1 protein-coding gene is annotated in these 762 nt (G+C 37.4%); it reads right to left on the bottom strand.

Features of this window, described 5'->3' with window-relative positions:
* Nucleotides 1–759, bottom strand: a 759-nt coding sequence (gene cysK / locus C7U55_RS13405) for a cysteine synthase A (RefSeq protein WP_106988968.1), incomplete at its 3' end; no start/stop codon positions are given.
* Nucleotides 760–762 lie beyond the last annotated feature (3 nt).

A 762-nucleotide genomic window follows, 5' to 3' on the forward strand; every position in this document is an offset into this window, starting at 1 on the left:
AGCAAACGCATCTTCATTTTCTACCGTGATGATTTCATCATAGATTTTTGTATCTAATGTATCTGGTACAAATCCTGCTCCGATTCCTTGAATCTTATGTGCTCCACCTTTTCCTGTTGATAATACCGGTGAACTTGCTGGTTCTACCGCCACTACTTTTACATTTGGATTTTGTTCTTTCAAGTATTTTCCAATCCCTGAAATTGTTCCTCCGGTTCCTACTCCCGCTACAAAGATATCTACTTTCCCTTCTGTTTGGCTATAGATTTCTGGTCCTGTTGTCTTGTAGTGTGCTTGTGGATTCGCCGGATTTTCAAATTGTCCTGGAATGAAACTGTTTTCGATTTGTGATGCTAATTCTTTTGCTTTAGCGATGGCTCCCTTCATTCCTTCACTTCCTGGTGTTAAGACTAATTCAGCCCCATATGCTTTCATCAGGTTTCTTCTTTCTACGGACATTGTCTCTGGCATAGTAATAATGATCTTTAGATTCAATGATGTCGCTACCGCTGAAAGTCCAATCCCTGTATTTCCACTTGTTGGTTCAATCAATGTTGTATTTTCATTGATCAATCCTTTTTCCATAGCATCTAGGATCATTTCTTTTGCAATTCTGTCTTTTACAGATCCTGCAGGATTGAAGTATTCTAGTTTTGCGAGTACATCTGCTTCTAATCCTTCTTTTTTAATTAAGTTATTTAATCTGACTAATGGTGTTTGACCTACAAGATCTAAAAAACCGTTTTTAATTTCGCTCATATT

Source organism: Faecalibacillus faecis (genome assembly GCF_003024675.1).
Lineage (GTDB): Bacteria > Bacillota_I > Bacilli_A > Erysipelotrichales > Coprobacillaceae > Faecalibacillus > Faecalibacillus faecis.